Here is a 24,895-nt window from a genome sequence, read left to right on the forward strand (position 1 = left end):
CGAACCTTCACCGCTGGCAAGCCGTCCGTCAGGACGACATGCCCCCCGTCTCGGGCATCGAGCCGGCCTGCCCGGCAGGCTGGCGGCTGTAATAGAGTTCGGCCAGGCGCGGCGGCAGCAGGTCCATCAGCCGCGACCCGGCCACCAGCCACCACGGAAACACGATCCGCCGCCGCCCGGCCGCCACCCCGCGCAGGATCGCGGCGGCAGCGTCATCGACCTCGGTCAGGCCCGGCATCGGAAAATCATTGGCCACCACCATCGGCGTGCGGACAAACCCGCAGCAGACGCTGGACAGCAGAATACCGTCCCGCGCCGTATTGCCCCCGGTCGCGACCATGAACCGGTCCACCGCCGCCTTCGACGCGCAATAGGACGGCGTACCGGGAAACGCGACCAGCCCCGCCACGGAGGCAATCGCGCAGATCCGCCCCCGCACGCCCCGCCCATCCCGCGCCTGCCCGCTCATCGTCTCCAGCGCCGGGAGCACGGTATTGATCACGCCACCCACATTCACATCCAGCACCCGCCGCACCTGCCCCGGCGCCTCGCGCGGCGCGCCGGCCGCCCGCGCCGCCGTGGACGCCGTAATACCGGCACAGGCGAACACCAGGTCCAGAGTCCCGGCACCGCCGATCCATTCCGCCATGCCCTCCGCGTCGCGCACGTCCTGGCGCCGCGTCAGCGCCCGCGCGCCACGCGCGGCACAGTCCCGCGCCACGGCCTCCAGCCGGTCCGGATCGCGCCCGCCCAGGTGCAGCAGCACTCCGGGGGCCGCCAGATGAAGGGCGATCGCGCGCCCGATGCCCGACGAAGCGCCGGTAATCAGAATCATGTCCCGTTTCATGTTCGCCAGAATAGAGACTGCCTGATAAAAGACCGCAAATCCGCGCCGGGTCCGGTGCGGAACGGTAGTGGCAGCGGACCAGGACAGAGGGGGGATATGCCGACGATGACGCCCAGCAGGGAACGACATGGCCCATCCGCCCGGCCGCACGTTGCGCGGCGCGGGGTCTGCCTGGTGATCTCCGCCCCCTCGGGTGCCGGAAAATCCACCATCGCCAACGCCCTGCGCGCGGCCGAGCCCCAGTTGCTGCACTCCGTCTCGGTCACCACCCGCCAGCCCCGTCCGGGCGAGAGCGAGGGCGTGCATTATCATTTCCGCACCATGGAACAGTTCGAGCAGATGGCCGCGACCGGCGACCTGCTGGAATGGGCGACCGTGTTCGGCCGGGGCTACGGCACGCCGCGCGGCCCGGTCGAAGCCGCCCTGGCCGAGGGGCGCGACATGGTCTTCGATATCGACTGGCAGGGCCATCGCCAGATCCGCGCGGCCCTGCCCGACGACGTGATCAGCCTGTTCGTGCTGCCCCCCTCGCTGGCCGAACTGGAACGCCGCCTGCACGGCCGCGCCTCCGACCATGCGGAGGAAATCGCCAGACGCATGACGGCGGCACGGGATGAAATCGCCCATTGGCGGGAATTCGACCACGTCATCGTGAATACCGACCTGGACCAGGCGATCGCCGAAGCCCGCTCGATCCTGGTCGCCGCCCGGCTCCAGACGGCACGCCAGAAGGGCCTCCCCACATTCGTCGCCAGCTTCGAGGGCTGAATACCGGCAAGCCTGCCTGCCATGCACCCGCATCATCCCACGGTCGGCAATCCCTGTGTCGTCGCCCGCCTGTCTGCTAGGATGGGAATGTGAACCAGATCGATACCTCCCAGACCGAATCCCGCCCCGGAGAAGGCTCCCTGCTGGGCCTGACCCAACGCCAGCCCCCCGCCAACATGCAGGCGGAGCAGGCCCTGCTGGGCGCGCTGCTGACCAATAACCGCGCTTATGAGCGGGTGTCGGACTTCCTGACCGGCGCCCATTTCGCCGATGCGGTCAACGGCCGGATCTACGATGCCATCGCCCGGCGGGTCGAGGCCGGGCAACTGGCCGACCCCGTCACCCTGCGCGGCGAGTTCGAACATTCCGGCATGCTGGAGCCGGTCGGCGGCATGGCCTACCTGGCCCGCCTGCTCACGTCGATGGTCGGCATCATCAATGCCGGCGATTACGGCCGGGTGATCCACGACGCCTGGGTGCGCCGCCAGTTGATCGAAGTCGGCGAAGAAGTCGTGAACAACGCCTTCGGCGCCCGCCCGGACCTGACCGGCGTCGACCAGATCGCGGCGGGCGAGGAGGCACTGTTCCGCCTGGCCACCGACAAGGGGCAGGATGGCGGCTTCACCAGCTTCGACCGCGCCCTGGCCGATGCGCTGGAGGTGGCCGAGAAGGCCTTCCACCGCGAAGGCGACGTGGTGGGCCTGACGACCGGCCTGCGCGATCTCGACAAGAAAACCGGCGGCCTGCATCCCTCCGACCTGCTGATCCTGGCCGGACGTCCGGCGATGGGCAAGACGGCACTCGCCACCAAGATCGCCTTCAGCGCCGCCCGCGCCCTGATGCGCGAGGCCCAGGACGCCGCACCGGGCACCCAGCCCAAAGGGTCGGTGGCCATCTTCTCGCTGGAAATGTCGGCCGAGCAGTTGGCCACCCGTATCCTGTCCGAACAGGCCAGCGTCTCGGGCGAACGCATCCGCCGGGGCGAGATCGGGCAGAAGGAATTCGACCGCTTCGTGCACGTCACGCGCGAACTGGCGCAATTGCCGCTGCATATCGACGACACCCCGGCCATCTCGCTGTCGGCCATGCGCACGCGCTGCCGTCGCCTGGCCCGCACCAAGGGCCTCAGCCTGGTGGTGGTCGATTACCTGCAACTGATGCGCCCGTCGGTGGGCACCCGGCCGGAAAGCCGCGTGCTGGAAATCTCCATGATCACCCAGGGCCTGAAGGCGATCGCCAAGGAACTGAGCGTACCGGTCATCGCCCTGTCCCAGCTCTCGCGTCAGGTCGAAAGCCGCGAGGACAAACGGCCGATGCTGTCGGACCTGCGTGAATCGGGTTCGATCGAACAGGACGCCGACGCGGTGATGTTCGTCTATCGCGACCAGTATTACCTGCAACAGCGCCAGCCCAAGGAAACGGCCTACGATTCGACCGACAAATTCCAGACGGCGCTGGAAGACTGGCAACGCAAGATGGACCTGGCGCACAACCGCGCCGAACTGATCCTGGAAAAACAGCGTCACGGCCCCACCGGAACTGTGCATCTGTTCTTCGAGGGCGAATTCACCCGCTTCGGCGATCTCGACCTGGTGCATGAAGGCGGATACCCGCCTTCATGATCACCAGAACCCGCACCTGATCCGAAACCGCCTTCCTCCCTGCGATCCTGCCGAGATATCCATGCAAACCATCACCATGTCTCTGGCCGCCTTCACGGCATCGGCGGCCATTTTCACGATGTCGCCCGGCCTGGACACGGCAACCGTCCTGCGCACCTCGACCACATCGGGGACGAAAAGCGGGCTAAGCGCATCGCTCGGCATCACCGGCGGCCTGCTGGTGTGGGGCATCGGCGCGGCGTTCGGGCTGACGGCCCTGCTGGCGGCATCGACGCTCGCCTTCAATATCGTGAAATGGGCTGGTGCCGCCTATCTGTTCTATCTCGGAATCGGCATGCTTCTGCGCCCGCGCACGGCTTTTTCGGGGGACCCCACGACGGCAACCCGCAGGCTGTCTCCCGCCGCCGGTTTCCGGCAGGGGTTCATGAGCAATATCCTCAACCCGAAGGTGGGTATTTTCTACATCACGTTCCTGCCGCAATTCATTCCTCACGGCGTCAACGTGATTCTCTTTTCCCTGCTGCTGGCCGGTCTTCAGGCGGTCATGTCCATGTCCTGGCTTTCCCTGCTGGTCGCCCTGACGGTTCCGTTCAGCCACATCCTGTCACGCCCCGCCGTCGTCAGAAGGCTCGACCGCCTGACCGGCTGCATCTTCATGGGCTTCGGCCTCAAACTGGCCCTGACCGACCGACATTGAACGAGCGGCCGCGAAGGCTCACGCCCGTATCATGCCCCGCAGAGCGGCGACAACGCTTGACATCGTATAGGGCTTCGCAAGCACCGGAACCGCCGAAAACGCTTCCATCGCCGACGAAGCCGATTCGTACCCCGTAGCGAACAGGAACGGAATGCCCCGTTCGGACAGGACCCGAGCGACCGGGAAGGAACTTTCTCCCGCAATATTGACATCGAGAATGGCCGCATCGACCGGATATCTCTCCAGGATATCGAGCGCGGCCTGAGGCGTGGACGCAATATGGACATGCGCCCCATACTCCATGCCCAGCACGTCTTCCAACTCCATCGCGATGAGGAACTCATCTTCCAGCACAAGGATGGTCCGGTCTTTCACGGTCGCATGCTCCGCTGCTTCATCAGAAGAAAGATCACCGCCCCGCGGCGGGTCCACGATGGCGGGGTTCTCAACCATCAGTCGACCACCGAAGACCTCCATCCCCGTCCAATGAGCGCCCCACCTCTACCCCTCTGCCACCCCTATCGTCCCCATGACGTTTCCCCGATGCTGAGGCCGGGCAGCACATTCGTGATATCGGCCGAACTCATCGGCACGGCGCCGCGCCCCTGGCGAGGGCTTGCCCCCACACCCACCGTGACCCGCCCATGCATCTTGCCGTCGTCAGGCTTGTAGGCCGCCCCATCCAGCGACGGATCACCGCCGACATGACGAAAAAGAACGGCCCGAGGATCATCATGCCGGGCAGTAGGATGGGTACATCCGGACAAGGCCGATCCGACCATGGCAAAGACCACAACAGATTTCATTATAACAATGACACCTCTTCACCACGGCCCTGTTCTACCACCGTTTTCCGACACACGCCGAGAGCGGAATCCGGCAGAACTCTGCCTCAAAAGATCCTTGAATATTGTGGAATGTTCCGCCCTTGCATGATCACACTCATTCATCCGGCGACTTACATGGTCAACCCGTAGAGCAACGCAGTAACATCGCATCTAAGTGCGTATGCACCGCAGAAACGGACACCGTACCGCATGATCCACGAAGTCAGCGGAAATGTCGGCAATGGCGGGATGACATATCAGAAGGTGGCGCCGACATAGGCTTCCATGCGGATCGCGCCTCTGAGCCTGCTACAGAACACGCCCAAGATCAAACTCAACGGAAGCGACGCAACCAAGGCGCCAAAGCCGGGATACACGCGTCGCGCCGTTCCCGGACACGAACCTGTCATGAGACCGGCGAAGTCCGCAAGTTTTGCCCCTTAACAGGAAGCGATCCGTCTAATTTTAAGGAGAATGGCGCACCCGAAAGGACTCGAACCTCTAACCCCCAGATTCGTAGTCACAAGGGCAGAATTGGCAGTAAGATGCAAACAGCCGCAAAGACACGAAATAACAACATGTTAAACAGTGCGTTGGATGAGGGGTTCACGCAACGAGGCGCAACGAATCGCAGGGATTACGATTCCAGATGAGTCCGGAAAGAGTCCGGAGAATCGACCCGATAGCCCGCCTAACAGGGTGACGGTGGGCTGGCGCATTCATTGGGAAACACTTTTGTAGGTGTAAAGGTGTAAGAGGTGTAACACACATATATTATATACTGTTTTTATTCACTTTTTCCCTCCCCAGCCAATTACACCTTTCGGTTTTCGAGGTGTAACAGGTGTAATCGAGACCGCCGGATGAAGCTCACAAAACGGGAAATAGACGCCCTGGCCTGCCCGCCGGGTAAGCGCGACGCCATGTTCATGGACGATTCGCTGCCGGGTTTCGCGATCCGCGTGACCGAGGCCGGGTCCAAGGTCTTCCTGTTCCAGTATCGCTTCGCCGGCCGCATCCGGCGCCTGGTCATCGGCCCTTATGGCGAGGTCACGCCTGCCCAGGCACGTAAGGAGGCCGAGGAAGCGCGCGGCCGGGTGCGGGCCGGTGGCGATCCAGCCGGGGAAAGAAAGGTCCGCGCCCTGGCCGCTCAGGCCGAGATGGCCCGCCAGAAGGCGGAAGAAACTGCCGATGCCCTGACGCTGGATGCACTGATAGACCGCTGGCGTGACGGGGCATTGAGGGACCGGAGCGCGTCCTATCGCAAGGAAGCCCCGGATCGGCTCCGCACCGGCGTCCCTGCCCTTCTAGGCCAGCCCGCACGGTCAATCACACCAGGCGAGGTCCAAGCCCGTCTGGACGAGGTAGCGGCGCAGCACCCGGTCACGGCCCGCCGGATTCATGCCTATGGCCGGGCCATGTTCGGCTGGGCCGAGAAACGGCAGTTCGTACCCGCCAACGTGTTCGCCAGCGTGATCGTGGAAGGTCGGGAGACCTCGCGCGACCGCGTGCTGACAGATACCGAGTTGGCCGAGTTGTGGAACGCCGCCGGCCGCCAGCCATACCCCTTTGGCCCGTTCTTCCGGCTACTGGCCCTGACGCTGCAACGGCGGGACGAGGTGGCGCACATGGAATGGGCCGAGTTGGCCCCGGACCTGACCTCCTGGCTGATCCCGGCCGACCGGACCAAGAACGGCCGGGCGCATATCGTCCACCTGGCCGAGCCTGCCCGTCACATCCTTGCCGGCCTGCCACGCCAAGCCGACCCGAAGACCGGCGCACTGTCGCCCTACGTCTTTACCAGCAACGGACGAACCCCGATTTCAGGCTTTTCCGACGCCAAGGAACGGCTTGACGCCCTGATAGCCGACATGCGGACGGAACAGGCGGGAAAGAAGGTCAGAAAGCCAGCAGCCCCACCGCCAAGGGCAGACTGGCGGCTGCACGACCTGCGGAGAACGGGCGTAACGATCATGGCGCGGCTGGGGATCGGCCCGCATGTCGCAGACCGGGTTCTGAACCATGTGCAAGGCACGATCCGGGGCGTGGCTGCGGTCTACCAGCGCCATGAATTCGAGGCCGAGCGGGCGGCGGCGCTCGATACCTGGGGCCGTCATGTTCAGGCTGTGGCGGCAGGCCACGCAGACCGCCAGCAGGCCGGCGATGTTGTAACGCTGCGGCCGTAAGGGTGATTTGCATTTCGAGGGCACTATGTGCGTGATATAGGCGGCGCATCGCTGGATTGGGACGCGATAGGGGCTACCCAGCCCGTCCTTGGTCCGTATAGCCCGCCCACGGGAGAGTTTATGCCGGACGGAAGCAACATCATCGGACGGGGCATCTACCCGGTGCCTGTGGCTGCCAGGCTGCTTCATATGCCGGCGGCACGGGTACGGGCATGGGTATATGGCAACGGGTCAGAGGCCGTTCTGACGCCCGAACTGGCGACCGAGGACGGACAGGAAGCCCTCAGCTTCATTAACCTGGTCGAAATCCTGTTCCTCGCCGAGCTGCGTGGGCAAGGGGTCAGCCTGCAATCCATTCGAACCATGCTGGACCGGGCCAAACGGATGCTGGGCACGGAACATCCTTTCGCGGTCCGCCGGTTCCATACGGACGGCAAGGCGATCTGGCTGGAAACGGCCGAAGCCACGGGGGATCGGCGGCTTGTGGACCTGACGGACGGCAATGGTGCCATGTTGCAGGTGCTCGAACGAAGCTTCCGCAAGTCCGTGTCCTTCGACGACACCACCGCCGGCATTGCCAATCTGTGGCGCCCCAGCGCCGATCAGCCCCGCATCGTGCTGGACCCGGCGCGACGCTTCGGCCGGCCGATCGACAGCCAGACCGGCATGCCCACCGAGATTCTGGCCAATGCCCTGCGCGCGGAAGGCGGCAACGTGGCGCGCGTGGCCGCCTTGTGGGAGGTTCCGCCCGAAGCCGTCGAACAGGCGGCTGAATTCGAGATGCGGATCAGCAAGCGACTGGCGGCTTGAAATTCATCTTCGATGAAAACCACCCGCCGATCCTTGCACGGGTGCTGGCTCCGCTGGCCGGAATAGACAGCCATACGGTGGCATCTGTCCGTCATCTCGGCCTTGCCGGCACGAAGGACGTGGACCTATTCCATGCTCTGGCCGACCCCAACCGCCCTACGGTCCTGATCACGGCCGACATGGCCATGTCACGTCGTCGGCACGAAGTCGCGGCGATCCGGGAAACCGGGGCGGTGGTCGTAGTGGGCATGAAGGGCTGGAACCAGCAGAAGGACACGGTGGAGCGCGTCCGCATGATGGTCTGGTGGTGGCCAAGCATCGTCCGATGCGCGGCCGGGGCGGATAGTGGATCGTTTCTGGAACTGCCTTGGTCCAGCGCAGTAGCAACGCTTAAGCGGTGGCGAGCCTGAAAGGCGTCGTCGCAATGGAGGCCCCTAAGCCTGTATAATGCAGGTGCAGGGGTGAAACCATGAGGCCACGATGACAAGCTATATCGCCTTGATCCGAAAGGACCCCGACACCGATTTCTGCGTTGATTTCCCCGACTTTCCCGGCTGCATCAGCGCTGGCCTCACGATGGAAGAGGCTCGCGTCATGGCAGCGGAGGCACTGGCCGGGCATATCGCAAACATGAAGGAAGATGGCGACACTATCCCCGATCCATCTCCCTTGGATGTGGCCATGGCCAATCCAGACAATGCCGGCGCCACGCCAGTCCTGGTCCGCGCGGGCCTCCGGACCTTGCGGATATAAAAAAGGGCAGACTTGCCCCGATTCATTCTGAAATGCTCCAGAAATATTTATTTTTGATTAACCCCACACCTCAACTCTATATATGTATACACATCTATATCACCAATCTTAATTCCATGCGGAGAAACAAGATCATTAGAAAGGACCATAGACCGAATAGTAATTGGTCCTTTTATATACCAAGAACCGCCAATCTTCTTCACCTGCTCGCAATCAAAGGGAGGCAACGGAGCCGGAGTCGCAATCTGGCGCTCCAACGCCGTCTGGCGATGTTGGTTAAGAATACTAGAACCAGCGGAAAATAAAAAATACATACCCAAAAGATAAAATAATGACCTCCAAAAAAAACGAGATCTACTAATAACCTTTATCAGAGGAACCCCTTCCTTAAGAGATTTATTAAAGGCCGAAAAAAACTTGAACACGGCCACTGATGACAGGAGGCTCCAGAATAAATCAACAAATAACCAAACAGGAAAGGTCATGACTTTTTTCCTTTCCGCGAGCTTGCAGAAGAAGGAGAAAAATAAACCATGATTGTACTAGGTCCCGTTACCCCAGCAGCTATAGCTTGATAAGCAGAGTGTGGAGAATAAATAGCCATTCCTGCAATAGTACCAAAAAAAACCGTCCCCACCATTTCAATCCAAGCGTAAGTCGTATCGGATCTTCCTGGCAAAAGAACTCTCATTTTCTCATGCGAAACTGTGAACCCCTTCTGACTTCCACCAAGATACGCACCTACTGCACCAATAAGACAAAGGGCCCACATAGTGGCAGCAGAGGCGATTCCTGCGGCTGTAACGCTCAAAGCTACTTCCCCACAATGCGGCATCTATTGAGGGATAAGGCATCCCACGTGTTACTTGGCGATACAATCCCCTAAAGACCGAAAGTGATAAGTCACTGGGCACTCTCGATAATGTAGCATCGCTGTCATGAAACATATACTGCCTTTAACGATTAGACATGCAGATGCGTAGTCATGTCGATGTGAGGATGACGAAATTAACGTCTGAAATACAGAACCAAAAAGTATTAAACAAATTGATTAAACCACCCAAAAAACAAATTTGTGGTGAACTCGATGATTTCGAACGCACGGCTTAGCTTGATTTGGTATGTCTCCGATTATCATATATGTGAAAATGTGGTTTGGAATATTTTTCCTTCCAAATGGAATTGGCATTTTCACTATTTTAGCTGAATAATTGGTCGTTGGAAATCGCGATAAAATATTATAAAAATAGTTATTTGTTTTCGCATCCGTCATATAATAATTATTTCCATCTAAAACTATCATTCCATTATTTATAAATGTTATAATTCCCATTATTTATGCAACCTTATACCCACACTACACCCATTCTCTCCTATGAACTCTACCCCGGCAGCCTCCAAGGCAATGCGAATAGCTTCGATGGTACGGGGATAGAGATCCTCGCCGCGCTCAAGCCGGGTGATTGTCGTGGGTGACACCTGAGCGGCTAAAGCCAATTCTCGAACGCCTAACTGGAGGGCGGCCCTCGCCATTCGACATTGTGTTGCGTTCATGATGTCACCCTGTGTCAAAGTTATTGACTTCAGGGATGAATCTGGCACATTGAGTGAACCTTGTCACTTTGTGACAAGGCGGCCGAACGGAAGGGGTAGGAGCCTTCCGGTCCGGCCTGACCACAACCGAACTGGAGTTTCGGCAATGGCTGAACACGCCTATAGCACACCCGCGTCAACGCGAGCAGCGGAGTCACGCGCCCACATTCTGGCGGCGCTGATCGCCCCTTTCCTGATCGCCCTGGCCATCTGCGGCCTCGGCACGCCCGATCCCGTCACCAGCGGCCACGCCACCGCCATTGAGGCCGTGCGATGACCCAGAATGCCCTCTGCACGATGCCGGATCAGAATATCGACAAGATCGCGGTGGCCAGCGACGCCCTGGCTAACCTGGCCACGTTACTGCGCTGGGCCGGCAGGGCTGCGGAACAGGTCATGATCCTTTCTGCCGGCGATGACCTTCCCGGCCTCGGCAGCACCATGGTCTGGGCCGGTGCCGAGATCGAGCGCCGCTGCGCCGTCATCTCCGAAAGCATCAGCGATGCCGTGCCCTACAGGCTCGCCACTGCCCCCCGAAAGGCGGAGAGCGCGGTATGAAGTCCCACAGAACGCCCGGCCATGATCGTATCATCGTCGTGACCAAAGGCGCCTTGCGTGACGTAAATCTGGCCCTTTCGGGCCTGACGCTCTTGCTGGGGCAGATCGCCAATACCGAGGCAGGTGCTGACTTCGAAACGGCGATGGACTGGGCAAACGCCCTGCAATGGCTTCGTGATTCCATCGGAGCAGCCATAGCCTCCCCGCAAGAGGAAATCGCCCGGCAGGAGGCTGGCCAATGAGCCGTACCAGCCCCACCCTCTCCCGCCGCACGGCCCTTACCGGCGGCTTGGCCCTTGGCACCACCGCAACGGCATCCTGTGCCCCTCACGTGGTGGCTGATGATGCCGACCTGCTGCGCCGGGTCGATGCTGCACTGTCCGCCCATGCTGCCTTCACGGCATTGGCCAAGCGGTGGGGCGATACCGTCCGCATTCCAGGGGCCGTGATAGCTGAGGAAGCCCGCCTGTTGGATCTGGTGAACGATCTGCGGTTAGCGGCCATGGAACTGCCAGCGCGCACGACGGCGGGGCTGCAAGCCAAGGCAAGACTGGTCCTCACCGCGCTGGACCTGAACGCCGATGGCACAATCCGTCCGGATCAAGACGATTTCGAAGCCTGGTCGCTCTGCCGCGATCTGATCGGTGGCGCCGCATGATCGGCCTCAGCCATATCACCCCGCCGAAAAGCTTGCCTGTTCCTGTTTCGTGCCAGATGATGCAGGGAGGCGCGGCTAGGTTTGGCCGCCGAACGCCTGGTCCCCATGACTGGCCCGCCGCGCCGTCTGTTCTCAATCATGGGGATGACCAGCGTGGGGCGGTTGTGTGGGAAATGTATACCCTGCCTTCTACCGAAGACAGGCTCCAGAATGGCATCAGGCTTTCCGATACTTTCCATGCGTTCGCCTTTCTGGATGACTGGATCGAGAATCATTTTAACGGCATGAGTCAGGCCATGTGCCAATGCATAGCTTCCGGCATGCCTGAACAAGCCTTTGATCATCCCGAAAACGCTAAACATTTTATCTCAGCGACGGATCTTCCTTCGATTTACCTACGAAATTTCCACCATCATTATTATTCAATATACAAAGAAATAGAGTCTTTACTGAAAAGCGGGCGGTTGTCCGCTTATGGGAAAACATCCATAGAAGATAAACATTGGAAAGTTATTCGCTGTTCTGACCTGTCTCTGGACTGCGAGCTTTTGTTCAGCAAAAACAAAATAGTAATAGAAGGCCAAAGCTTTCTCGACGTGCGTGTTGTCTGCGCGGAGTCCTTGCCCATCTCATGCGCACTTATCGCATACGGAGACCAAGAATTGGTGCCTCGATTAATGCGGCTTGCCGGATATTGCCGTTCTACCCTCACCAAAGGTGCTTACAAAGCATATTTACTTGATGAAATTCGAACATTCTTAAAGTATTTTTTATTATTAATGCAGAAAGGACACCTTGAAGCATTCCGCACTGATGACGGCATGGAAATAGACGCTTCTGTTTGGAATCATTGCAAAATTTCTCTTTCTAGATCGGAGATTTCTACCAGACCAGGGGAATGGCTTCCTGTAAAAATCGTTAGCCCCATCCCTCCTTTGGAAGGCAACACATCGGCAAATAACTCCCACAGTAAAGGCCATCTGGTCGGCAGTGGCCGTTGCGCCCGAGGTTATGAGGAAGCAGATGCGCCGCTGGTGGAAGAAATGCGGACGATGATCGTCCACAAGAAAGCGCATAGCGCCTGGCACGCCGCTGAGCTAGTGGCCGATCGTGCTGAGGGCGGGGGCACTTTTGAGAGCAGACAGAAGCGCCTCCATGGCAAATATCAAAGATTAAACCCAGATCAGTAGCCCGTTCTCAATTTTCTCAGAACTGCTCAGTCTGAGAATTACTGAGAAGACCTGAGTTCATTTCCGCCTTTACCCATGTCTTACGCACTGGGCCGCAACATCCTGCGGCGGCGTGCTGCATAGACAGGGAGAACCTTATGCACCGCGTGAAAACACGCAACAGACCGACTCTGCCCACCGCCCCGGCGATGCCCACACCTCCGCTGGTGGTTTCTGAACCCGAAGCCGCCCGCCTAGTCGGACTGGGTATCCGCACGATGCAGCAGCTTCGTGCCGATGGCGCAGGCCCGCCGTTCGTGAAGCTGACCAGCCGCCGCATCGGTTACAGCATGGCCGGTCTTCAGGACTGGATCGCCTCGCGCTCAGCCCGCTCCACTTCCGACATCACCATGCGCCAGATCGGCGGTGCGGCATGACCGATCTTCTCGCCACCGCCGGCTTGAGCCTGCGCCACATGGCGCTCCTCGGCCTACTGCATCCCGTCGATAATGAGGCATGGAGCGCCGATGAACGCGCCACCTTCCGGTCGGCGGCCAAAGAGGTTTGGGAGGCGGATGCCCCGTTTACGGTCGTTTCCTGCCCGCATCTGGCGAAGGCGCGGGAAATCGTCAACGCGCACGATGCAGGCTGGTGGCCCGAACTGATCGTTCCCGCAGGCTTGGACCGGATGAGCCGGCTTCGCGGGATCGACCTGACGGTGCCGGCCCTCTGGGGCGCGGTATGGTTGGGTGCCATGCTTGCCGCCGTGCCCGACACGCCCGCGAGGGACTGGGCAAATGAGGCGATTGATTACTTCTACGGCATCGCGAGCGAGCGCCTTGAAGAACTGCGAGGAGCCAGCATCCGAGGATTGTCGGCGGAAAACTCCGAAGAACTGGATAGCGCTCTTCGCAATGTTCGCGAGGCCCTGCCGAGGGTCGCACCGATCTGGGTATTCGGCCCCTTGTATGATCCGGGCTATGCGGAGACCTGACGCGGCAACGCTGGCGCAGCTTCTGGCCGAGCGGGTTCAACCCCTCGTGCTGGAGCTGCTGCCGCATGGCCACCGCGAGGGTGCGGAATGGCGCTGCGGCAGTCTGGCCGGTGACCGGGGGCAGTCCCTAGCCGTGCGTCTGACCGGACCGCGCCGGGGCGTATGGGCCGATTTCAGTTCGGGCGAACGCGGGGACGCGCTCGATCTGGTGGCGGCGGTCATGTTCGGCGGCAATCGGCGGGACGCCATGGCTTGGGCTCGCACCTGGCTGGGGCTGGATGACAGTCCAGTTCCGGCGATTGCCCGGCGGGCGGTGGCGACCAAAGCCACCACCGCCGAGCAAGACCACGACGACCAGCGCCGGCGGGCCAAGGCCCGACAGCTTTGGCATAGCGCCCCCGCCGGTATCGCCGGCACACCGGTCGAAGCCTATCTGCTCGGGCGAGGGATCGACCTGCGCGAGATGGGCCGCCAGCCGGGCAGCCTGCGCTTTCATCCCGGCACCTGGTGTGGCGAGGTCGGGCGACCCCTGCCGGCGATGCTGGCCGCGATCTGCGGGCCGTCCGGCAAGCTGGTGGCCGTGCATCGCACCTGGCTGGCCTCGGCCCCTGACGGTGGGTGGACAAAGGCCGATCTGCGGGCACCCAGGAAGGCGCTGGGTTCATTTGCCGGCGGCGCCGTCCGCCTGTGGCGCGGCGCTTCGGGCAAGAACCTGAGCATGGCCGAACCGGGCGAAAGCGTCATCGTCGCGGAGGGGATCGAAACCGGCCTGTCCGTGGCGTTGGCGTGTCCAGAACGCCGCGTTCTGTGTGCCGTCAGCCTGTCGAACATGAGCCGTCTGGAACTGCCAGACGCGATCAGCGACGTGACGATCTGCGCCGACAATGACGGTGACAATCCGGCGGCAGCCAAGGCGCTGCAAGCCGCCTGCGCATGGTTCGGCCGTCATGGCCATACCGTCCGCCTCGCCAAACCTTCAATGCCTAACTCGGACTTTAATGATGTCCTGAGGATGAACGAGCATGAGCAAGAAACCGACCGGCACGGGCCGTAAGGGCGTCCGACAGGCCGTCGAGTCCGCCGAGGTCGTGGCCTTCCCCAGCGCTGGTGCCAACGTCGAACAGGGTCAGAGCCGCCCACCGCCAGGCGTCTCCCGCCGCTTCAACCGAGACGAAAGCGGCCTATGGCGGCGCCCGACCGATGATGGCGCGTCCCCACTCTTCATTGCCGGCCCCATCGACCTGCTGGCCGAGACGCGCGACGCCGAGGGCAATGGCTGGGGCCTCCTGCTAGGCTGGACCGACCGTGATGGCGTCCGCCATGAGGAAGCCTTTCCTCGCGCCATGTTTTCGGGCGAGGCTGGCGAATTGCGCAGCCGTCTGGCCAATGGCGGCTTGACACTGGCCGCCTCGGCCGCCGCGAAGAACGCCTTCACCGAATGGCTGGCCCTGATCGCCACCGAGGAACGGGCACGTAGCGTCACCCGGATCGGCTGGCACGCCTTCGGCAGCGGCAGCGTGTATGTGCTGCCCAGCGCCACATTCGGCATGGCCGACGAACGGGTGGTGCTGCAACAGGAAACGCCGGAGCCCGACCTGTTCGGTGTCAGCGGCACGGTTGAAGAGTGGCGGAACCGGATCGGCGCGCTATGCCGTGGCAATAGCCGCCTGGTCTTGTCCGCCTCGGCCGCCTTCGCCGCGCCCCTGCTGACCCTGATGGGCGAAGATGGCGGTGGCTTCTCGCTGATGGGGGCCAGCCGCCTGGGCAAGTCCACCGCTCTGCGGGTGGCAGCCTCTGTCTGCGGCGGCACGATGCAGGCCGGTGCCGAGGGCTATGTGCGGAGCTGGCGCGCCACCGGCAATGCCCTTGAAAGCGTGGCGCTGGCAGCCTGCGACGGGCTGCTGTGCCTGGATGAACTGGGCCAACTTGATCCGCGCGAGGCTGGCGACACCGCCTATATGCTGAGCAACGGCGCCGGCAAGGCACGGGCCAGCCGCACCGGCGGCGCGCGGGCCGTGACCAGGTGGAAGATTTTGTTCCTCTCGACCGGCGAACGGACGCTGGCGGACATGAATGCGGAAGCCGGTCGGGCGACCAAGGCCGGGCAAGAAGTTAGGTTTGTCGATATCCCGGCCGATGCTGGCGCCGGGTCCGGTTTATTCGAGCGACTGCATCACGCCGATGCACCGGGCGATCTGGCCGAGCACCTACGCGCCGAGACGGGGCAGCTATACGGTGCGCCGTTCCGGGCATTCCTCACTCGGCTGACACAAAGGCTGGCCACGGAAAGCGAACAGGCGGTGCGCGATGCCTTGCGGGCGCGTGTGATCGAACTGACGGACCATTACCTGCGGAACTGGCCCCAGGCATCCGGGCAGGTGCGGTCTGTCGCCCGACGCTTCGCCATCGTCGCCCTGGGCGGCGAATTGGCCACCGGCTTCGGCCTGACAGGCTGGGACGATGACACAGCATCCGAACTGGTGAAGCTGTGCTTCGACGCCTGGCTGACGGCACGCGGAACCGCCGGCCGGCGTGAAGACGAACAGGCCGTCGAACAGCTACGCGATTTCCTGTCCCGCAACGGCGAAGGACGGTTTGAACGGTGGGTTGATCCGCAAGCCACCGACACCCCGCAAAGTGGCGATCCGTCCGAACCGCCGGGCGAACGCTTCCGGACTCAGAACCGCGCGGGCTGGAAGCGGTGGCAGAAACAGGATGACGGCCGGATGGGCTGGACCTTCTACCTTAGCAGCGCCGGCATGAATGAAGCCCTGTCCGGCCTGAACGGACGCGAGGCGAAACGGGTGCTGGTGGATCGCGGCTTTCTGGTGCCGGCTGCGGACGGCAAGATGGCCAAAGTCGTCAGCCCGCCGGGTTTCAAGGCCGTGCGCGCCTATGAGGTGCGACCCGTCATTCTTGGGTCTGATGCGGGCGATACAGGCTGAAAGTGCGTTTCACACTCCGGAACGCGCCGAAAGGCCATCATCATCTTGGTGACGGCCCTTTCCCATGGGGGCATCCCGCAAGTGCGTGAAATCCTGATCCGTCAATTCCGGATTGTCCGCATCCAGCGCGATGCCCCGATTGATCGCCGCGTCTTCTGCGTCAGTCGGATAGATCAGATCAATCTTGCGTTTCATCTCGGTTGCCCCCCTGTGTCGGCCTTGCGCATGCTTCCCCGCCTACCCGTACACTGCGGATGCTGGAACCAAAACGTGCAGGCGACATCCGGCCGGGCGGATGACGACAAGGCATGGGTCGTTGCCTTCAACGCCCCTCCGACAGACCTATGCACCCGGTACATGGCTTGGAACTGTTCCATTAGGGCAAGCCCTATTGGAACAATCGGCCTGGAACAGTTTTGGAACAGAAAACTGTTCCAAAAGGGTTGTTTTCAGACTTCTGGAACGATAAGGGTTTAGAGTCTAGACCTTTTGGAACAGTTTGGAACCCGGAAATGAAGATCGGATACGCCCGCACCAGCACCGCCGAACAGACTGCCGGCCTTGATGCTCAGGCCCGTGACCTGCGCGCGGCCGGGTGCGAGCGGGTCTATGCCGAACAGGTCAGCGGGTCACTGACCGATCGCCCCCAGCTTTCCGCCGCACTGGATCAGCTTCGACCCGGCGACGTGCTGGTGGTGACGAAGCCAGACCGCCTGGCTCGGTCCACGGCCGACCTGCTGGCTCATGTCGAAACGGTGAAGGCCAAGGGCTGCGGCCTGATCGTGCTATCCATGAACGGCATAGTGCTGGATACCACCAGTCCCACCAGCAAGCTGATGCTGACGATGCTGGCCGCCGTGGCCGAGTTCGAGCGCGATATCATGAAGGAACGGCAGGCCGAAGGGATCGCCAAGGCAAGGGCCGAGGGCAAGTATCTGGGCCGCAAGCCGACAGCACGCGACCAGGCTGCCGAGGTGCGGGCGCTGGCGGCGCAAGGAATCGGTGGCACCGAGATTGCCCGGCGTCTCAGCATCGGCCGCACGTCCGTCTATCGCTGCCTGGCAGAGGCCGCGTCCGGAGTGGCGTGAACCTCGCGAAGCCTGCCCGGTGCGCGCGGGCAGCGCGGTGGTTTTCTTCCCGTTTTTGTGACCGTCTCCGACCCATCATCGCCCAAAGCCATGATGTAAACGCATAACTTCACCGCGATGAAATGGCGCCGAAATCCTGTGGATAACTGACGCTCGGATGAAGCCAAAAAGAGGAAATCGGCAGAAAACTGCCATTCGACCGGTCGCGGAGTTACACCTATCTACACCTTTCAGAATGCCAAAAAGCCAAAGGTGTAATCTAAATAACAATGTTATTTCAGTAACTTATGGACGAATTTACACCTTCTACACCTGTTACACCTTTTTTCTAAGAGGGTGGAAGAAAGGGAGGCAAAAAGATGAGGTGAGCATCCGCGATCATCATGCATAAAACGCATACCTCGCGCGGGCATGGATCGAAGGGGGGGGAGGTCAAATCTTGATCCGCCCTTCGGGGGGCCAACCGCACCAGGCTCACGCGCAGATTTTTTGGGCCGCGTTTGAAAACAATCAAAGCAATCAAACAGCAGAGCCGAAAGGATGAGCATGGCGGTGGGGGGTGTTCGATCTCTAGCCGCCCCTGGGGGCCGGACCGCGCCAAGGGCAAATTTCTGCACCCGCGAAATTGCAGGAAAAAGCTACGCCTGATCCTGCTGGCATGGTGTTTCGAATGAGTCCGGATTGAGTCCGGAGACGCGAACAGACCGAGCGGCCAGAACCGTCAATTTCGAAAAATTGTAGATGGAGAATGGCGCACCCGAAAGGACTCGAACCTCTAACCCCCAGATTCGTAGTCTGGTGCTCTATCCAATTGAGCTACGGGTGCGTCGTGGAGCGCTGTTTAACCGAGAGGTCGGGAAACGACAACCCCCTTCCAGCGATTTTTTTCATCTCCATGACAACGGTCCGGGAATGGTTCCAGAGGACGGCCCGGCATGGCAGAGTACGGCCGACTTCCGGCTCAGGGGAGCGGATGGGTAAAAACAACGAGGGGGGCGGCATGGCCGGTCAGATGTGGAGAAACGGCAGGCGCGCAAGCATGGGCGTGATCGGGGTGGCATCGTTGCTACTGGGGCTTCTAGCCGGGCCACAGAAAGCCGGCGCATGGGGCGTTGAAGGCCACCAAGTGGTCGCCGCTCTGGCCTGGAATTACCTGACGCCCACCACCCGGCACGCGGTCGACGCGATCCTGGCCAGCGACCACGACACGACCACGGGGCCGGACCTGATGTCGCGGGCGGTCTGGGCGGATGTCTGGCGCCGCACACATCCCGAGACAGGTGAGTGGCATTTCGTCGATATCGAGATCGACCACCCGGACCTGGCATCGGCCTGCCATGGCTTTCCCACCTCATCGGTACCTGCCAGCACCGGACCGGTTCAGGACTGCGTCATCGACCGTCTGGACGCCTTCGACCATGAACTCGCCGACAAGGCGACCAGCCCGGATGAACGCGCGCTGGCACTGAAATACGTCGTTCATTTCGTGGCGGACATGCACCAGCCGCTACACGCTGCCGACAATCATGACAAAGGCGGCAATTGCGTGCGTCTGGCACTAGGCGGCCCGCGCACCGTGAATCTGCACAGCTATTGGGACACCGTGGCAGTGTCCGAAGTCGACCCGAACGCGCGGCACTTGGCCGAACGACTGTTCCACGAAATCACGACGAGCCAGAAGGAGGAATGGGAACAGGGCGACCCGAAGGCATGGGTCCAGCAGAGTTTCGAACTTGCCCGCACGGATGCATACAGCATTGGCTCCCCCCCTGGATGCCAGCAGGATGCAGCCCCCATGGCCTTGCCGCCCGGATATGACGCCATGGCACGCGGCGTGGTCACGGAACAGTTGAAGAAAGCGGGGGTTCGCCTGGCCCTGCTACTCAATCGCGCACTCGACCCTGCAACGTTCGCCGCCGCCCGCTAGGCAGCCATTCGCGAGAATGTGGGCGCTTCAGGTTGCTTCAACCTGAAACGCCCCCAAATCCGGATCGCTATCCCAATTACAGAATGGCCCGCAGGGCAGCGCCCATGGAATGCGCACTGTCGCGCGCAGGCGGCGTGCGATGATAAACGGCACTGGCCCGCGCAGCCGGGATGCCGTCCACCGTTACGAGCCCTTGCGCGAAGACCAGGCTGCGGGTGATGCGCAACGTGTCCGCCTGCAATTCGGCCCACGCGCCCCGGGCGACCGGTGCCATGAAATCCATTGTCAGCGATACGGTGGGCAGGAAATCATCGCGCAGATCCTCCCGAAAGACGACTGCCAGCGCCAGGAAGATATCGCATACAGTCGCCAGTTTGCCCCCGTGACAGAAACCGGCCCGATTGCAGCATCTGGCGGTCACGCGAAAGCCGCCGATCAACGCGCCCGCTTCCTGCGCGACCAGAAAACCACCGCTTGCCAGATTGTAACCGCTGGTCAGGGCTTCTGGCAGGGGAACGAAGCCGGGCGGGGGCGGCAGGGCATCGTCGACAGACTGGGGGGTGACAGTCATGCATGACCTGCCGGAACGGGCTGGGTGGTAAGGACTGAGTCCATCGGAAATTCTCCGTCAAGAAGTCTGAATGCTTCGGCGTGCAGAGCCGGAATATGGTGTCGGGCAAGCCGTCGTCAGGGCATTTGCAGGGCGCGGGCGGCCTCTGTCGCGACATCGTGACGGAGGCGTACGACGCTGTGACCACCCGATGGGTGCACCCGGTTGGTCAGGATCAGCACGAAACTGTCGCTGGTCGGGTCCATCCAGAGCGACGTGCCGGTAAAGCCGGTGTGACCGAATGAACCTATTGGAAATACATCGCCTCGAGGCGAGGAATAATGTGTGCGGATATCCCAGCCGAGGCCCCGCCAATCGTCCTTGCCGGGCGGTTGCTGGGGGGTGGTCATCAGGAGCAGGGTTTCGGGTTTGAGGGGGAAGGCGCTGGGGCGGCCGGCTCGGCGGTCCAGAAGGGCCTGCGCGTAGACCGTCATGTCGGCGGCATCGGAAAACAGCCCGGCATGGCCCGCTACGCCGCCCATGCGGCGGGCCGTGGGGTCATGGACGATGCCGCGCAGCATCACACCATGTTCGTCGAATTGGGTGGGTGCGATGGTGGGGTACCAGGAGGGGGGCGGGAGGAAACGTGACCGTGTCATGCCCAGCGGAGAGAGGACGTTGGTGTGCTCATACTGGGCGAGATTCTGATGCGACAGGTGCTCGACCAGCAGCCCCAGCGTGATGAAATTGATGTCGCTGTAGACGAAACGTTCGCCGGCCGGGTGGTCGGGGCGGGTGTCCATGACGCGGCGCACCGCTTCCGCCTTGCCCTGCCAGGGTGTGGACAGGTCCAGGTCGGGCGGCAGGCCCGAATAATGGGTCAGCAGGTGGCGGATGGTGATGGACGTTTTGCCGTTGCGGGCGAAGTCCGGAAGGTAGCGGCAGACGGGATCGTCCAGCCGGAAGGCGCCGGCTTCGAAGAACTGCATGACGGCCACGCTGGTCATGACCGGCTTGGTCAGCGACGCCATGTCGAAGACCGTCGCCTCGTCCATCGGTTCGGCGTGCGGTTGCAGCGCGCGGTGCCCATAGGCCCGGTGATGCACGACCATGCCGCCATGGGCGACCACCACCACGGCGCCGGGGGTTTGGCCCGCCGCGATCGCGCGGTCCACCAGCCGGTCGACCGCGGCGAACCGCCGGGGGGGCGGGGTGGCGCATGCGGCGGTCAGCCCTGCCCCGCCAGCCGCCAGCATCGTTCGCAGGATCGTCCGTCGTCCGGAATGTCTCATCGTTTCGGCATGCTCCCATCCGCCAACAGGGTAACAGGCCGAGAGCCGTTGGGAACTCTGGACCGTGATTGGAGTTTCTCGTGTGATATCAATCCTTGAAAGAGGCTTCCATGGACCATTCACATTTCCCTGCATCCGGCATTGCCCGCACGGCCCTGCTGGTTGTCGCGATGCTGGGGCTGTCGGCCGGACTGTCGGCCTGCAATACGGTACGCGGCGCCGGCCAGGATGTCAGCTCGGTCGGGCATAACGTGTCGCGCGGCGCCACGGCCTCGCAGAATGCGATCACCCGCTCGACCGGGGCGTCGGAACGATAATCCTCGATTGGGCGACGGTCCGCAGGTGCCTCTTGCATTCCTGCGGGCCCTTGCCCAATAGTATTGGCGTGCCGGCTCCTGTAGCCGGATAAATTGACGTTCTCGGGGCGGGGTGAAAATCCCCACCGGCGGTAAGTGCGCCCGGTCCTGCCGGCCGCGCATAAGCCCGCGAGCGCCCGTCTGGCCTTCTGGCCGGGTGGGGACAGCAGATCCGGTGTGATTCCGGAGCCGACGGTCATAGTCCGGATGAGAGAGAACGACACTCGCAAGGCGCGCCATTCGTGGCGCGTCGTCGGGTTGATGCGCCCCGGGTCCGTCCGCTGGATGGGACCATTGGTTTTGGCTATGTCTGCGGTCGATGCGCAATCCGAGCAAACGGGGCATGCCCCGATCGGTCGATCTGCGTCCGTGGCCATCCCTCCCCCCATCGCACGGGCCTTTCGCGCCGCGATCGACGAGGCCGCGCGCTTCGTCGGCGCCACCGCCCCCAATCCGCCCGTTGGCTGCGCCATTTTGGACCGTCATGGCGACATCCTGACCGTCGCCGCCCATCACCGCGCGGGCATGCCGCATGCCGAGGCGCTGGCGCTGCGGCAATGCGCCGAACAGGGGCTGATGGCGCGCGCCGCCATCGCGGTCGTGACGCTGGAACCCTGCAACCATACCGGCCGCACCGGCCCGTGCTCGGAAGCCATCCTGGCCTCGCCGATCCGCACCGTCTGGGTGGGCGTGGCCGACCCCAATCCGCGCGTTGCCGGCGGCGGGATAGACCGGCTGCGCGCCGGCGGCTGTGCCGTGCAGGTGCTGGACCAGGACGGGGACGTGGCCGCCGCGTGCCGGGCGCTGATCGCGCCGTTCGCCCACTGGTCGCGGACCGGGCGGGCGTGGCTGACCGTGAAGCAGGCGGTGGATGCCGCCGGCTCCATGATCCCGCCCGCCGGGCGGACGACCTTTACCTCCGATTCAGCCCTGACGCTGGCGCACCTTCTGCGCCGGGCGACCGATGCGATCGTGACCGGCATCGGCACGGTACTGGCCGACCGGCCGGGGCTGGATGTGCGCCGGGTAGCCGACCATGCGGACCGCGCGCCCCGGCTGCTGGTCGTGTGCGACCGCACTGGCCGGGTGCCGGCGGACTGGCGCGCGAACGCGGTCGCGCGCGGGTTCGACGTGCGGACCTGCGACGACATCGCCCGCCTGCCCGAGATGCTGGGCGCGGCCGGCGTGCTGTGGGCCATGGTCGAGGCCGGGCCGGGCCTGCTGGCGGCGCTGCGCGCGGCGGGGCTGTGGGATGACTGGCTGACCATCGGGGTCGGCCCGGATGGAACCGAGCGGCTGGATGTGGCCGTTCGCACGGGGACGGACACGCCGCTGCGCCTGTTCCCGGAACTGGCGGCCGTGCTGACGGCGCCTGAAGGGGAAGCATGTTTTCCGGCATCATAGAGCATCTGGGCACCGTCACGCAGGCCCGGCGCGGCGACCGCGCGCTGCATGTCGCGATCGCCACCGGTATCGGCGACCTGTCGATGGGCGAGAGCATTGCGGTGAACGGCGTGTGTCTGACCGTCACCGCATTCGACGCGGCGGGCAATGCGTCCTTCTTCATCAGCATCGAGACGCTGGACCGGACCAGCCTGGGCCGTCTGGCCGAGGGCGGGCGGGTGAACCTGGAGCGGGCCGTCACCCCGGCCACCCGGCTGTCGGGCCACATCGTGCAAGGCCATGTGGACGGCACCGGGCGCCTGCTGGCGGTGGAGCTGGCCGGCGAGGCGCGGCGGGTGGTCTTTGCCATTCCCACCGCGCTGCGCCGCTATCTGGTCGAAAAGGGGTCGATCACCCTGGACGGCATCAGCCTGACGCTGAACGAAATCGGCGAGACCGGAACGGCGGGTGCCGGGCCGGACGAATTTCCTGTGGCCCTGATGATCATCCCACACACCTGGACCCATACCAGCCTGGGCACGCTGGCCCCCGGCGACGCGGTGAATGTCGAGGTGGATGTGATTGCCAAATATGTGGAGACACTATGTCAGTACCGGTAATGGGCCAGCGCCTGCGGACCGCGATCGACGCGATCCGCGCGGGCGGCATGGTGATCCTGGTCGATGACGAGGATCGGGAAAACGAAGGCGATCTGGTGATGGCCGCCGATCTGGTCACGCCCGCCGCGATCAATTTCATGGTCACGCATGCGCGCGGCCTGGTGTGTCTGCCGCTGGAGGCCGGGCTGGTCGAGCAGCTCGGCCTGCCGATGATGACGCGGGTGAATACCTGCCCGCGCGAGACCGCCTTTACGGTCTCGATCGAGGCGCGGGAGGGCGTGGATACCGGCATTTCCGCCGCCGACCGCGCCCGGACCATCCAGGTGGCGGTGGCGCCGGGTGCCGGCCCGGCCGACCTGGTTTCGCCCGGCCATATCTTTCCGCTGCGCGCGGTGCCGGGCGGCGTGCTGGCGCGCAACGGCCACACCGAAGCCTCGATCGAACTGGCGCGACTGGCGGGCCGGGCGCCCGCCGCCGTGATCTGCGAGATCATGAACGAGGACGGGTCGATGGCGCGGATGGACGACCTGCGCCCCTATGCCGAGCGCCACAAGCTGCCGATCCTGTCGATCGCGGAACTGGTGGAGTGGCTGCGCGCCCGCGAGGCCGCTGCCGCCGCCGTGTCCGAACCAAGGATCGAGAAGGTCGCACAGGCCGCGCTGCCCAGCATTTATGGCGGCGAGGAGTTGGTGATCCATGCCTTTCGCGCCGTCGACGGGACGGAGCATGTCGCCCTGGTGAAGGGCGACCCCGCGAAGCCCGGCGCGGTGCCACTGGTGCGGCTGCATTCGGAATGCGTGACCGGCGACGCGCTGGGGTCGCTGCGCTGCGATTGCGGCGCCCAGCTTCAGGCCGCGCTGGCGCGCATCGGCGCGGCGGAAAGCGGCGTGCTGCTGTATCTGCGCGGGCATGAAGGGCGGGGCATCGGCCTGGCCAACAAGATCCGCGCCTATGCCTTGCAGGACCGTGGACTGGACACGGTGGACGCCAACCACCGGCTGGGCTTCGAGACCGACGCGCGCGACTGGACGGCGGCCGGGGCGATCCTGCGTGCGCTGGGCGTGCGGACGCTGGACCTGATGACCAACAACCCGGCCAAGGTCACGGCGATGGCGCAGCATGGCTTTGCCGTGCGCGAGCGCGTGCCGCTGGACATCGCGCCCAACCCCTTCAACCGCGCCTATCTGGATGCCAAGCGCACCCGCATGGGGCACCAGCTTTTTGCCGCGATCGACGCCGCGGCCGAGTGAAA

Annotated in this window: 30 protein-coding genes, 1 tRNA gene and 1 riboswitch; of the genes, 22 read left to right on the plus strand and 9 right to left on the minus strand. The window is 62.9% G+C overall.

From position 1 onward, the window contains the following. Positions 1 to 28: 28 nt before the first annotated feature. A complete protein-coding gene (locus HLH25_RS12440; protein WP_182974369.1) occupies positions 29 to 847 on the minus strand; it encodes an SDR family NAD(P)-dependent oxidoreductase in 819 nt (272 codons plus the stop codon). A 105-nt stretch (positions 848 to 952) separates the two neighbouring features. Between HLH25_RS12440 and gmk the strand changes: the two genes are divergently transcribed. The 3 genes from gmk (at position 953) to HLH25_RS12455 (ending at position 3,934) form a co-directional block, all read left to right on the plus strand. Next, entirely contained in the window at positions 953 to 1,615 is a 663-nt protein-coding gene (gmk, locus tag HLH25_RS12445; RefSeq protein ID WP_182974370.1) for a guanylate kinase, read from the plus strand. Between the two features lie 98 nt (positions 1,616 to 1,713). Beyond that, positions 1,714 to 3,237, plus strand: a complete 1,524-nt coding sequence (locus HLH25_RS12450; RefSeq protein ID WP_375288977.1) for a replicative DNA helicase — start codon at positions 1,714 to 1,716, stop codon at positions 3,235 to 3,237. A 61-nt stretch (positions 3,238 to 3,298) separates the two neighbouring features. Next, the gene (locus HLH25_RS12455) at positions 3,299 to 3,934 is read left to right on the plus strand and encodes a LysE family translocator (protein ID WP_246402178.1); all 636 of its coding nucleotides are present in this window, start codon (positions 3,299 to 3,301) and stop codon (positions 3,932 to 3,934) included. Positions 3,935 to 3,952: 18 nt separating this feature from the next. On the opposite strand, the gene HLH25_RS12460 is transcribed toward HLH25_RS12455, so the two are convergent. Both HLH25_RS12460 and HLH25_RS12465 read right to left on the minus strand, forming a co-directional pair. After that, entirely contained in the window at positions 3,953 to 4,411 is a 459-nt protein-coding gene (locus HLH25_RS12460; RefSeq protein WP_246402181.1) for a response regulator, read from the minus strand. Positions 4,412 to 4,452: 41 nt separating this feature from the next. After that, entirely contained in the window at positions 4,453 to 4,740 is a 288-nt protein-coding gene (locus HLH25_RS12465) for a hypothetical protein (RefSeq protein ID WP_182974372.1), read from the minus strand. Positions 4,741 to 5,624: 884 nt separating this feature from the next. On the opposite strand from HLH25_RS12465, the gene HLH25_RS12470 reads away from it, so the two are divergent. The 4 genes from HLH25_RS12470 to HLH25_RS12485 all read left to right on the plus strand — a co-directional run bounded on the left by HLH25_RS12470 (position 5,625) and on the right by HLH25_RS12485 (position 8,510). After that, positions 5,625 to 6,947 (plus strand): tyrosine-type recombinase/integrase, encoded by a 1,323-nt coding sequence (locus HLH25_RS12470; RefSeq protein WP_182974373.1) that lies wholly within the window; start codon positions 5,625 to 5,627, stop codon positions 6,945 to 6,947. A gap of 120 nt (positions 6,948 to 7,067) precedes the next feature. Next, positions 7,068 to 7,757: a MerR family transcriptional regulator gene (locus HLH25_RS12475; RefSeq protein ID WP_182974374.1), complete on the plus strand. Its 690-nt coding sequence runs from the start codon at positions 7,068 to 7,070 to the stop codon at positions 7,755 to 7,757. Continuing rightward, complete coding sequence (locus tag HLH25_RS12480; RefSeq protein WP_182974375.1) at positions 7,754 to 8,167, plus strand: PIN-like domain-containing protein; 414 nt, start codon at positions 7,754 to 7,756, stop codon at positions 8,165 to 8,167. The genes HLH25_RS12475 and HLH25_RS12480 overlap by 4 nt, the downstream gene beginning before the upstream one ends. Positions 8,168 to 8,237: 70 nt before the next feature. Further along, complete coding sequence (locus tag HLH25_RS12485) at positions 8,238 to 8,510, plus strand: type II toxin-antitoxin system HicB family antitoxin (RefSeq protein ID WP_182974376.1); 273 nt, start codon at positions 8,238 to 8,240, stop codon at positions 8,508 to 8,510. A 47-nt stretch (positions 8,511 to 8,557) separates the two neighbouring features. Here the strand turns inward: HLH25_RS12485 and HLH25_RS12490 are convergent, their stop codons facing one another. Then, the gene (locus HLH25_RS12490) at positions 8,558 to 8,995 is read right to left on the minus strand and encodes a hypothetical protein (RefSeq protein ID WP_182974377.1); all 438 of its coding nucleotides are present in this window, start codon (positions 8,993 to 8,995) and stop codon (positions 8,558 to 8,560) included. Continuing rightward, a complete protein-coding gene (locus HLH25_RS12495; protein ID WP_182974378.1) occupies positions 8,992 to 9,321 on the minus strand; it encodes a hypothetical protein in 330 nt (109 codons plus the stop codon). Before HLH25_RS12495 ends, HLH25_RS12490 begins: the two co-directional genes overlap by 4 nt. Positions 9,322 to 10,209: 888 nt before the next feature. On the opposite strand from HLH25_RS12495, the gene HLH25_RS12505 reads away from it, so the two are divergent. The 9 genes from HLH25_RS12505 to HLH25_RS12545 all read left to right on the plus strand — a co-directional run bounded on the left by HLH25_RS12505 (position 10,210) and on the right by HLH25_RS12545 (position 16,427). After that, the gene (locus HLH25_RS12505) at positions 10,210 to 10,380 is read left to right on the plus strand and encodes a hypothetical protein (protein WP_182974379.1); all 171 of its coding nucleotides are present in this window, start codon (positions 10,210 to 10,212) and stop codon (positions 10,378 to 10,380) included. Then, positions 10,377 to 10,661, plus strand: a complete 285-nt coding sequence (locus tag HLH25_RS12510; protein ID WP_246402183.1) for a hypothetical protein — start codon at positions 10,377 to 10,379, stop codon at positions 10,659 to 10,661. Before HLH25_RS12505 ends, HLH25_RS12510 begins: the two co-directional genes overlap by 4 nt. Continuing rightward, on the plus strand, positions 10,658 to 10,903 hold the full coding sequence (locus HLH25_RS12515) for a hypothetical protein (RefSeq protein WP_182974380.1): 246 nt from the start codon (positions 10,658 to 10,660) through the stop codon (positions 10,901 to 10,903). Before HLH25_RS12510 ends, HLH25_RS12515 begins: the two co-directional genes overlap by 4 nt. Continuing rightward, positions 10,900 to 11,319, plus strand: a complete 420-nt coding sequence (locus HLH25_RS12520; protein WP_182974381.1) for a hypothetical protein — start codon at positions 10,900 to 10,902, stop codon at positions 11,317 to 11,319. The genes HLH25_RS12515 and HLH25_RS12520 overlap by 4 nt, the downstream gene beginning before the upstream one ends. Then, on the plus strand, positions 11,316 to 12,509 hold the full coding sequence (locus HLH25_RS12525) for a hypothetical protein (protein WP_182974382.1): 1,194 nt from the start codon (positions 11,316 to 11,318) through the stop codon (positions 12,507 to 12,509). The genes HLH25_RS12520 and HLH25_RS12525 overlap by 4 nt, the downstream gene beginning before the upstream one ends. Positions 12,510 to 12,655: 146 nt before the next feature. Next, positions 12,656 to 12,925 carry a helix-turn-helix transcriptional regulator gene (locus HLH25_RS12530; RefSeq protein WP_343065496.1) on the plus strand — a complete coding sequence of 90 codons (270 nt, stop codon included), beginning with the start codon at positions 12,656 to 12,658 and terminating at the stop codon, positions 12,923 to 12,925. Further along, on the plus strand, positions 12,922 to 13,482 hold the full coding sequence (locus HLH25_RS12535) for a hypothetical protein (RefSeq protein WP_182974383.1): 561 nt from the start codon (positions 12,922 to 12,924) through the stop codon (positions 13,480 to 13,482). Before HLH25_RS12530 ends, HLH25_RS12535 begins: the two co-directional genes overlap by 4 nt. Continuing rightward, positions 13,469 to 14,536: a DUF7146 domain-containing protein gene (locus tag HLH25_RS12540; RefSeq protein WP_182974384.1), complete on the plus strand. Its 1,068-nt coding sequence runs from the start codon at positions 13,469 to 13,471 to the stop codon at positions 14,534 to 14,536. The genes HLH25_RS12535 and HLH25_RS12540 overlap by 14 nt, the downstream gene beginning before the upstream one ends. Further along, positions 14,505 to 16,427 carry a DUF927 domain-containing protein gene (locus HLH25_RS12545; protein WP_182974385.1) on the plus strand — a complete coding sequence of 641 codons (1,923 nt, stop codon included), beginning with the start codon at positions 14,505 to 14,507 and terminating at the stop codon, positions 16,425 to 16,427. The genes HLH25_RS12540 and HLH25_RS12545 overlap by 32 nt, the downstream gene beginning before the upstream one ends. A gap of 9 nt (positions 16,428 to 16,436) precedes the next feature. Here the strand turns inward: HLH25_RS12545 and HLH25_RS12550 are convergent, their stop codons facing one another. Next, a complete protein-coding gene (locus tag HLH25_RS12550) occupies positions 16,437 to 16,622 on the minus strand; it encodes a hypothetical protein (protein WP_182974386.1) in 186 nt (61 codons plus the stop codon). 317 nt (positions 16,623 to 16,939) lie between these two features. Here HLH25_RS12550 and HLH25_RS12555 point away from each other — a divergent pair, with 317 nt between their 5' ends. After that, positions 16,940 to 17,515 carry a recombinase family protein gene (locus HLH25_RS12555; protein WP_182974387.1) on the plus strand — a complete coding sequence of 192 codons (576 nt, stop codon included), beginning with the start codon at positions 16,940 to 16,942 and terminating at the stop codon, positions 17,513 to 17,515. A 749-nt stretch (positions 17,516 to 18,264) separates the two neighbouring features. Here the strand turns inward: HLH25_RS12555 and HLH25_RS12560 are convergent. Then, positions 18,265 to 18,341, minus strand: a tRNA-Arg gene (locus tag HLH25_RS12560). Positions 18,342 to 18,554: 213 nt separating this feature from the next. Between HLH25_RS12560 and HLH25_RS12565 the strand changes: the two genes are divergently transcribed. Continuing rightward, positions 18,555 to 19,442, plus strand: coding sequence for a S1/P1 nuclease (locus tag HLH25_RS12565; RefSeq protein WP_182974388.1), 888 nt, complete (start codon positions 18,555 to 18,557; stop codon positions 19,440 to 19,442). Between the two features lie 76 nt (positions 19,443 to 19,518). On the opposite strand, the gene HLH25_RS12570 is transcribed toward HLH25_RS12565, so the two are convergent. Both HLH25_RS12570 and HLH25_RS12575 read right to left on the minus strand, forming a co-directional pair. Next, positions 19,519 to 20,013, minus strand: a complete 495-nt coding sequence (locus HLH25_RS12570; protein ID WP_182974389.1) for a PaaI family thioesterase — start codon at positions 20,011 to 20,013, stop codon at positions 19,519 to 19,521. Positions 20,014 to 20,129: 116 nt separating this feature from the next. Next, complete coding sequence (locus HLH25_RS12575) at positions 20,130 to 21,284, minus strand: serine hydrolase domain-containing protein (RefSeq protein WP_182974390.1); 1,155 nt, start codon at positions 21,282 to 21,284, stop codon at positions 20,130 to 20,132. Between the two features lie 110 nt (positions 21,285 to 21,394). Between HLH25_RS12575 and HLH25_RS12580 the strand changes: the two genes are divergently transcribed. From HLH25_RS12580 to ribB, 4 genes are all read left to right on the plus strand, one after another. After that, a complete protein-coding gene (locus HLH25_RS12580; protein ID WP_182974391.1) occupies positions 21,395 to 21,601 on the plus strand; it encodes an entericidin A/B family lipoprotein in 207 nt (68 codons plus the stop codon). 94 nt (positions 21,602 to 21,695) lie between these two features. Continuing rightward, a riboswitch (FMN riboswitch) is annotated at positions 21,696 to 21,863 on the plus strand. Positions 21,864 to 22,015: 152 nt separating this feature from the next. Beyond that, positions 22,016 to 23,044 carry a bifunctional diaminohydroxyphosphoribosylaminopyrimidine deaminase/5-amino-6-(5-phosphoribosylamino)uracil reductase RibD gene (gene ribD, locus HLH25_RS12585; protein ID WP_310889105.1) on the plus strand — a complete coding sequence of 343 codons (1,029 nt, stop codon included), beginning with the start codon at positions 22,016 to 22,018 and terminating at the stop codon, positions 23,042 to 23,044. Beyond that, positions 23,026 to 23,643: a riboflavin synthase gene (locus HLH25_RS12590; protein ID WP_182974393.1), complete on the plus strand. Its 618-nt coding sequence runs from the start codon at positions 23,026 to 23,028 to the stop codon at positions 23,641 to 23,643. The genes ribD and HLH25_RS12590 overlap by 19 nt, the downstream gene beginning before the upstream one ends. After that, positions 23,628 to 24,893: a 3,4-dihydroxy-2-butanone-4-phosphate synthase gene (ribB, locus tag HLH25_RS12595; RefSeq protein ID WP_182974394.1), complete on the plus strand. Its 1,266-nt coding sequence runs from the start codon at positions 23,628 to 23,630 to the stop codon at positions 24,891 to 24,893. The genes HLH25_RS12590 and ribB overlap by 16 nt, the downstream gene beginning before the upstream one ends. The last annotated feature ends 2 nt before the right edge of the window (positions 24,894 to 24,895 follow it).

This window comes from Gluconacetobacter dulcium, assembly GCF_014174165.1.
GTDB classification, from domain to species: Bacteria; Pseudomonadota; Alphaproteobacteria; order Acetobacterales; family Acetobacteraceae; genus Gluconacetobacter; species Gluconacetobacter dulcium.

Bases quoted from the DNA above. Each gene is read 5' to 3' on its own strand.
- HLH25_RS12475 (WP_182974374.1), top strand. From the start codon at position 7,068: ATGCCGGACGGAAGCAACATCATCGGACGGGGCATCTACCCGGTGCCT.
- ribB (WP_182974394.1), top strand. From the start codon at position 23,628: ATGTCAGTACCGGTAATGGGCCAGCGCCTGCGGACCGCGATCGACGCG.
- HLH25_RS12525 (WP_182974382.1), top strand. From the start codon at position 11,316: ATGATCGGCCTCAGCCATATCACCCCGCCGAAAAGCTTGCCTGTTCCT.
- HLH25_RS12490 (WP_182974377.1), bottom strand. From the start codon at position 8,995: ATGACCTTTCCTGTTTGGTTATTTGTTGATTTATTCTGGAGCCTCCTG.
- HLH25_RS12575 (WP_182974390.1), bottom strand. From the start codon at position 21,284: ATGAGACATTCCGGACGACGGACGATCCTGCGAACGATGCTGGCGGCT.
- HLH25_RS12510 (WP_246402183.1), top strand. From the start codon at position 10,377: ATGACCCAGAATGCCCTCTGCACGATGCCGGATCAGAATATCGACAAG.
- HLH25_RS12455 (WP_246402178.1), top strand. From the start codon at position 3,299: ATGCAAACCATCACCATGTCTCTGGCCGCCTTCACGGCATCGGCGGCC.
- HLH25_RS12570 (WP_182974389.1), bottom strand. From the start codon at position 20,013: ATGACTGTCACCCCCCAGTCTGTCGACGATGCCCTGCCGCCCCCGCCC.
- HLH25_RS12515 (WP_182974380.1), top strand. From the start codon at position 10,658: ATGAAGTCCCACAGAACGCCCGGCCATGATCGTATCATCGTCGTGACC.
- HLH25_RS12580 (WP_182974391.1), top strand. From the start codon at position 21,395: ATGGACCATTCACATTTCCCTGCATCCGGCATTGCCCGCACGGCCCTG.
- HLH25_RS12465 (WP_182974372.1), bottom strand. From the start codon at position 4,740: ATGAAATCTGTTGTGGTCTTTGCCATGGTCGGATCGGCCTTGTCCGGA.
- HLH25_RS12550 (WP_182974386.1), bottom strand. From the start codon at position 16,622: ATGAAACGCAAGATTGATCTGATCTATCCGACTGACGCAGAAGACGCG.
- gmk (WP_182974370.1), top strand. From the start codon at position 953: ATGACGCCCAGCAGGGAACGACATGGCCCATCCGCCCGGCCGCACGTT.
- HLH25_RS12565 (WP_182974388.1), top strand. From the start codon at position 18,555: ATGGGCGTGATCGGGGTGGCATCGTTGCTACTGGGGCTTCTAGCCGGG.
- HLH25_RS12440 (WP_182974369.1), bottom strand. From the start codon at position 847: ATGAAACGGGACATGATTCTGATTACCGGCGCTTCGTCGGGCATCGGG.
- HLH25_RS12545 (WP_182974385.1), top strand. From the start codon at position 14,505: ATGAGCAAGAAACCGACCGGCACGGGCCGTAAGGGCGTCCGACAGGCC.
- HLH25_RS12460 (WP_246402181.1), bottom strand. From the start codon at position 4,411: ATGGAGGTCTTCGGTGGTCGACTGATGGTTGAGAACCCCGCCATCGTG.
- HLH25_RS12505 (WP_182974379.1), top strand. From the start codon at position 10,210: ATGGCTGAACACGCCTATAGCACACCCGCGTCAACGCGAGCAGCGGAG.
- HLH25_RS12590 (WP_182974393.1), top strand. From the start codon at position 23,026: ATGTTTTCCGGCATCATAGAGCATCTGGGCACCGTCACGCAGGCCCGG.
- HLH25_RS12535 (WP_182974383.1), top strand. From the start codon at position 12,922: ATGACCGATCTTCTCGCCACCGCCGGCTTGAGCCTGCGCCACATGGCG.
- HLH25_RS12520 (WP_182974381.1), top strand. From the start codon at position 10,900: ATGAGCCGTACCAGCCCCACCCTCTCCCGCCGCACGGCCCTTACCGGC.
- HLH25_RS12555 (WP_182974387.1), top strand. From the start codon at position 16,940: ATGAAGATCGGATACGCCCGCACCAGCACCGCCGAACAGACTGCCGGC.
- HLH25_RS12485 (WP_182974376.1), top strand. From the start codon at position 8,238: ATGACAAGCTATATCGCCTTGATCCGAAAGGACCCCGACACCGATTTC.
- HLH25_RS12540 (WP_182974384.1), top strand. From the start codon at position 13,469: ATGCGGAGACCTGACGCGGCAACGCTGGCGCAGCTTCTGGCCGAGCGG.
- HLH25_RS12470 (WP_182974373.1), top strand. From the start codon at position 5,625: ATGAAGCTCACAAAACGGGAAATAGACGCCCTGGCCTGCCCGCCGGGT.